General features: G+C 61.2%; 3 protein-coding genes. 1 reads left to right on the plus strand and 2 read right to left on the minus strand.

Features of this window, described 5'->3' with window-relative positions:
• Positions 1–332: 332 nt before the first annotated feature.
• Positions 333–1,013 carry an orotate phosphoribosyltransferase gene (pyrE, locus tag AAAX59_RS09470; protein WP_089573524.1) on the minus strand — a complete coding sequence of 227 codons (681 nt, stop codon included), beginning with the start codon at positions 1,011–1,013 and terminating at the stop codon, positions 333–335.
• A 437-nt stretch (positions 1,014–1,450) separates the two neighbouring features.
• Here pyrE and mgtA point away from each other — a divergent pair, with 437 nt between their 5' ends.
• Positions 1,451–4,219: a magnesium-translocating P-type ATPase gene (mgtA, locus tag AAAX59_RS09475; protein WP_349071572.1), complete on the plus strand. Its 2,769-nt coding sequence runs from the start codon at positions 1,451–1,453 to the stop codon at positions 4,217–4,219.
• Positions 4,220–4,400: 181 nt separating this feature from the next.
• On the opposite strand, the gene AAAX59_RS09480 is transcribed toward mgtA, so the two are convergent.
• Positions 4,401–5,945, minus strand: a complete 1,545-nt coding sequence (locus tag AAAX59_RS09480) for a LuxR C-terminal-related transcriptional regulator (RefSeq protein WP_349071573.1) — start codon at positions 5,943–5,945, stop codon at positions 4,401–4,403.
• Between the last annotated feature and the right edge of the window lie 163 nt (positions 5,946–6,108).

The raw sequence follows: 6,108 nt of genomic DNA on the forward strand, positions 1-6,108 counted from the left end.
CTCTCGGGGCAGGGACGTTCGGCCGTGCGCGGGCGCCCGGTCGGCGGCCCGTCCTGGGCGCGCCTCAATCGTAGCCCGAGACGGTCCCGGGCTGACAATTTCGACTGTAATGGACGTTCTTAAACGACCAGTCGAACAAGAACGTCCCCAATGACTACTCCGGCAACGCCGATGTTTTGGCAACGACAGCGAGCGCCGCCCAGGGCGAACAAGTTGGCATGAAAAAGGCGAGGCATTGACCTTCTGGTCATGCCTCGCCTTTTGAATGACAAATTGTCGCCCTGGACGTCGCGCAGCGTCGGCCGGTTACGGCGTTTGGCAAAACGCCGTAACTAACGTGCTCCGTACTGCTCGTAGTAGGCGTCGATAGCGGCCTTGAGCTCGTCGTCGATGACGACCTTGCCGTCGATCTCGTGGTTGTAGAGGGTCTCGACGACCTCGGCCATGGAAACGATGCTCGCGACGGGGAAACCGTACTTTGCCTCGATCTCCTTCTGCGCGGTAGTCACGCCGCCCTTGCCGACCTCCATGCGGTTGAGGGACACGATCAGGCCCTTGATCTCGACATCGGCAGCAGCCTTGACCTTAGGATAGGTCTCGTCGATGGACTTGCCGCTGGTGGTGACGTCCTCGACCATGACCACGCGGTCGCCGTCCTGGGGCTCATAACCCAGCAGGTTGCCCTTATCGGCACCGTGGTCCTTGGCCTCCTTGCGGTCGCAGCAGTACTTGACCTCCTTGCCGTACAGCTCGTGGTAGGCAATCGCGGTCACGACGGCCAGCGGAATACCCTTGTAGGCCGGTCCAAACAGCACATCAAAGTCGTCGCCAAAGTTATCGTGGATGGCCTGGGCGTAATACTCGCCCAGCTTCTTGAGCTGATAGCCCGTCACGTAAGCGCCGGCGTTCATAAAGAACGGGGACTGACGGCCGCTCTTGAGCGTAAAGCTGCCGAACTTAAGGACGTCGGACTCGACCATAAACTTGATGAACTCTTGCTTGTAAGCCTCCATGCGGGCTCCTCTCGTAATCGCGTACGTGCCTTCCAGTTTAGCGCAGGCGAAGCGTCGATGCGGGCGCGCTTTGGGGCCACGGCATTCTGTAAAGGCTTTGTCAGGGGGAATGGTTTTCCGAACAATGGGGTTGACATGTCAAACCCCCTCATCAAGAATACGGGCGGATTAAAAAGGGGTACGAGATACCCAAAGCGCGCTGCGCTCAGCCTTTAGGAGGTGTGCCATGGAAGGCAGTCCTAGTCGAAAAACCTGCATGTCGCCCTCGGCACGCCGCGAGGACTCCGCACACGCATAAACGCCACCGGCAGATCGCCAAAACCACCGCAAAGGCGCGCTGCACCCTTTGTGGGCTCAAGAGCTTGACGTGAGCGACATCTAGGTTTTTTGAAGCAAATACGACACGTACGCTAACTCCCCTCAACAAGGAGGACCCTATGCTGATGCTCAAAACCGTCACGGTACTCGAAGCCATCTCCAAGCGCCGCCGCACGGCGCGCCCTGCCGCTCATACCGGCCTGTCCAAGAACACCATATTCGCCGCCACCCATAGTGCCGAGGACGCCCTCGTACTGCTTGACGCCACGGCAAACGGCCTCACCGTCGAGCAGGCAACTGAGCGCCTGAACGCCGTCGGCCCCAACACCATCGAGGCAACGACCAAAACGCTCGCCCGCCGCATCGCCGACGTGTTCATCGATCCCTTCGCCGGCATCCTCGCCGCGCTCGCACTGGTCTCGCTCTACATCGACGTGCTCGCCGTGCCCGAACCGCAGCGCGACCCCTCCACGGTCATCGTCATCGGCACCATGCTGCTGGTATCGGGCGGCATGAAGTTTATCCAGGAAGCCCGCAGCGGCAATGCGGCCGAGGCCCTCAAGGACCTGGTCTCCAACACTTGCACCGCCCTGCGCGACGGCGAGCGCATCGAGATCCCCTTCGACGAGCTCGTCCCCGGCGATGTAATCCGTCTCTCTGCCGGCGATATGGTGCCGGCAGATGCCCGCATCATCACCGCGCGCGACCTGTTTGTGATCGAGTCCGCACTCACCGGCGAGAGCGAGGCCGTCGAGAAGACCACCGCCGTCACCGTCGTCGAGGGCGCCGACGGCTCCGCACTGCCACTCTCTGCCTGCAAGAACATTGTCTTTACCGGCACCTCCGTGCAAAACGGCGCCGCCATGGCGCTTGTCGTTGCCACCGGCTCGGACACCTACCTGGGCGGCATCGCCAAGATGCTCAACGGGCGCGGCGAAAAGAGCGCGTTTGACCGCGGCGTCTCGAGCGTCTCCATGCTGCTGGTGCGCCTGATGCTCGTTATGGCGCCGGCCGTCTTTGCCATCAACGCCGCCACCAAGGGCAACGTCATCGACGCGCTGCTGTTCGCCACGAGCGTGGCCGTGGGCATCACGCCGCAGATGCTTCCCGTCATCGTGACCACGAGCCTGTCGCAGGGCGCCAAGGACCTCGCCCGTCGCCAGGTTATCGTCAAGGAGCTGCCGGCGATTCAAAACCTCGGAGCGATGGACGTCCTGTGCTGCGACAAGACCGGCACCCTCACCGAAGACCGCATCGTGCTCGAGCGCTACCTCAACACCGATGGCAACGAGGACGCGCGCGTGCTGCGCCATGCGTTTTTGAACAGCTTCTTCCAGACCGGCCTCAAAAATCTTATCGACCTGGCCGTAATCGACCGTGCCGATGTGACGCCCTCGACCGTCGCACCCGATTCCATGCTGGGCCAGAGCCTGCGCGACCGCTACACCAAGGTCGACGAGGTTCCCTTCGATTTCTCGCGCCGTCGCCTGAGCGTAGTTGTCGCCGACGCCCAAGGCAAAACCCAGATGGTTACCAAGGGCGCTGCCGAGGAAATGCTCGAGATCTGCTCCTTTGTCGAGATCGATGGCATCGCTCAGCCGCTCACCGACGAGAAGCTCGCCCAGATTCGCAAGCAGATCGCCGGACTTAACGCCGAGGGCCTACGCGTAATTGCCGTGGCGCAGAAGACCAATCCGCGCTGCGTGGGCGAGTTTGGCATCGCCGACGAGTGCGACATGGTGCTGATGGGCTTTTTGGCCTTCCTCGATCCGCCCAAAGCAAGTGCCGCGGGCGCCGTCGCCACCCTCGAGGCCAAGGGCGTGGCGGTCAAGGTCCTAACCGGCGACAACGACCGCGTCGCCGCCACCGTCTGCGAGCAGATTGGTATCGATGCGAGCAACGTCTTGCTCGGCTCCGAGATCGATGCGCTCGATGACGCCGAACTTGCCAAGCGCGCCGAGAAAACCCACCTCTTCGCCAAGCTCTCGCCGCTGCAGAAGGCGCGCCTGGTACGTGTCATGCGCGAGATGCTCGGCCACACCGTGGGCTTTATGGGCGACGGCATCAACGACGCCGCCGCCATGCGTGCGAGCGATTGCGGCATCTCGGTCGATTCGGCCGTCGATATTGCCAAGGAATCCGCCGATATCATCTTGCTTCAGAAGGACCTGGGCGTGCTCGAGCGCGGCATCATCGAAGGCCGCCGCACTTACGGCAACCTGCTCAAGTACCTCAAGACCACGGTGAGCTCCAACTTTGGCAATGTGCTGTCCGTGACCGTCGCGAGCCTGTTCTTGCCGTTTTTGCCCATGAGCGCCCTGCAGCTGGTACTGCTGTCGCTGGTCTACGAGATCGTGTGCATCGCACTGCCGTGGGACACCGTCGATGACGCCTGGACTGCCCGCCCGCGTGCCTGGGACGTCGCATCCATCAAGGGCTTTATGCTCGAGCTGGGCCCCGTGAGCTCGCTGTTTGACATCGTGACCTTCGCCGCGCTCTTCTTTGTCGTGTGCCCCGCCGCCGTGGACGCAAGCTGGTCCGAGCTTGCCGCCGCGGGCGACGTCGCGGGTATGGCGACCTTTGCTGCGCTCTTCCAGAGCGGCTGGTTTGTCGAGTCCATGTGGTCGCAGACACTCGTGGTCCACATGTTGCGCTCCCCGCATCTGCCGAGCCCGCGCGACCACGCCGCGCCCGCATTGTGCGTTCTTACCGTGCTGGGCCTGGCGCTCGTCACCTGGCTGCCGGCAAGCCCCATCGCCGATGTGCTCGGCCTCATGCCGCTGCCCACGAGCTTTTTTGGGCTGCTCATTGGCATCGTTATCGCCTATATCGCGCTCACCCAGCTGGCAAAGTGCCGCTACATTGCCCGCCACGGCGAGCTGCTGTAGCAAGTAGACGGAAAACACCCTGCCAGCTGCCGTTGCCACTACCACAGCTGCCAACGCCGCTGCCGCTGCCTCTGCCGCCGCCGCAGTCTATCCCCCCAGCAGTTGCGGTAAAATAGTTCCTGTTTAAAGCCCCGTGACTTTAATTTAGGGACTATTCCACCGCAACTTATTGGGAGGTTAGCTAGTCCTTGGGTGTCCAGGACCAGAAGAAGTTGATGAGGGCCACACGCGAGGCGGTACCGGCCTTTTTGTTGATCGAGGAAATGTGGCGATAGAGCGTGGAGCGCGAAAGAAAGAGCGTTGTGGCGATGTCCTGAACGCTCTGGTCCGAAACGACCAAGACCTCAAGAATATCGCGCTCGCGCTCTGTAAGCCCAAAGGTGGCGACGAAGGCATCAAGGCGCTCATCGGGCGTGAGCTCCGCTGCCTCCACGGGCTCGGGGTCGGAGCATGCAGACGCAAGATCTGCACCAAGATCGTCGGTGGCAAGCGGCAGGCCGTCCTGCATCACGACATCATCGGCTCGTCGCCCCAACTGTCCTAGTAGCGTAATCGCAATACCCACAAACATCACGAGCGCCGCGCCGACTGCAGCCAGCACGTTTTGACTCGAAATGATTGCCACCGCCGGCGCCGTCACGAACATCGAGCACACGTTGTTGACGACGCGACCCATGCACGGCCAAAAATATGACCAGCGCGCATAGAGCGAGACGGCGGCATATTTTGTGGTAAAGAACACCACGAAAAAGCCCGAGCCCAGATAAAAGATGATCGTGGCAGCAAGCTCGTTGCCGCCATTGCCATCGACGATGAGCACAAAGAACGAAAGCGTGGACAGTATGGCGGCACATGTCATGCCGATATTCATATACGAGCGGCCGTGCAGGTCAAATAGGACGCCGGCAGCCAACGAGCTCACGACAAGCAGCAGGCGCGGCCAGTCACCCAAATCAACGGCTCCGGTAGCATGCAAGGTTGTGAGACCCGCGTTGAGAGCGGCGAATACGCCGGAAAGATACGCCGTCGCCACGGTCAGGCGGACCACGGCGCGGCGGAATGCCGCCTTTGCCTTGGGATCGTCTTGCCACTTGGCGCCATATTCCAAAGCATCTACCGAAAGCCCGGCAACACTGGGTTCAAAGCTGGGATCGGACTCGTCGCGCAGCTTGGCGCGTCGGGCACCGTGGAGCAACGCCACCTGCGCGATCGCACAGACAACCAGAACAGCCTGCTGAGGAATGCCGGCAGGCATCACCATGTGGTTGAGAACCTGCACCAGAACGCCCATGGCGTAAGAAAGTGCGGCGGCGCGCGCCAAGCAGGGCGTCTGCGCAAAACGCCGCGCAAGATTGGCATGGGCGGTCGATCCGCAATAGCCCAGGGCGCAGCACGCCACCAGGCCGCCGGCAATTACTACCTCAAACCGCACTGCCGTAATCATCAGCAGCAACGCCGATACCAACAGCACGCCTGTAATATCGCTCGTCGCATCGATCGTCTGGGGAAGGCGATAGTACAGAAATGGGCGCACGAAAAAGCCAATCACGCTCGCGCCGACAACGATGCTCTCGTAGATGACGACCTCACTCGATGGCACGAACTCGGCCATGCGCACATCAAAGAGACACTCGCACGCCAAAAACGTGAAGAAGAACAGCGCCAGGCATATAATCTCCCGAATGCCCCGACGCAAATATGCGGTCGTGTCTCCCATACCCCTCATGGTTAACCCCCGGCCGCTCAATTGTCTGGAATTCTATAATATGAGAAAGCCATTGTCAATAGGCATGTTCGTTCGAGCCCGGTTTGAAACCGGGCTTTTTCGTTTCCCGTCGGGAGGGCCCGCGCACGCTGCATGGCTTAGTCGACGCTTGCCTGGCAAGCTA

Origin of the sequence: Collinsella sp. CLA-ER-H2 (assembly GCF_040092405.1) — a bacterium.
In the GTDB taxonomy this organism is placed as follows: domain Bacteria; phylum Actinomycetota; class Coriobacteriia; order Coriobacteriales; family Coriobacteriaceae; genus Collinsella.

What these genes read in the sequence shown, in the direction of transcription:
- pyrE (WP_089573524.1), bottom strand. Translation starts at nt 1,013, where the DNA reads ATGGAGGCTTACAAGCAAGAGTTCATCAAGTTTATGGTCGAGTCCGAC.
- mgtA (WP_349071572.1), top strand. Translation starts at nt 1,451, where the DNA reads ATGCTGATGCTCAAAACCGTCACGGTACTCGAAGCCATCTCCAAGCGC.
- AAAX59_RS09480 (WP_349071573.1), bottom strand. Translation starts at nt 5,945, where the DNA reads ATGAGGGGTATGGGAGACACGACCGCATATTTGCGTCGGGGCATTCGG.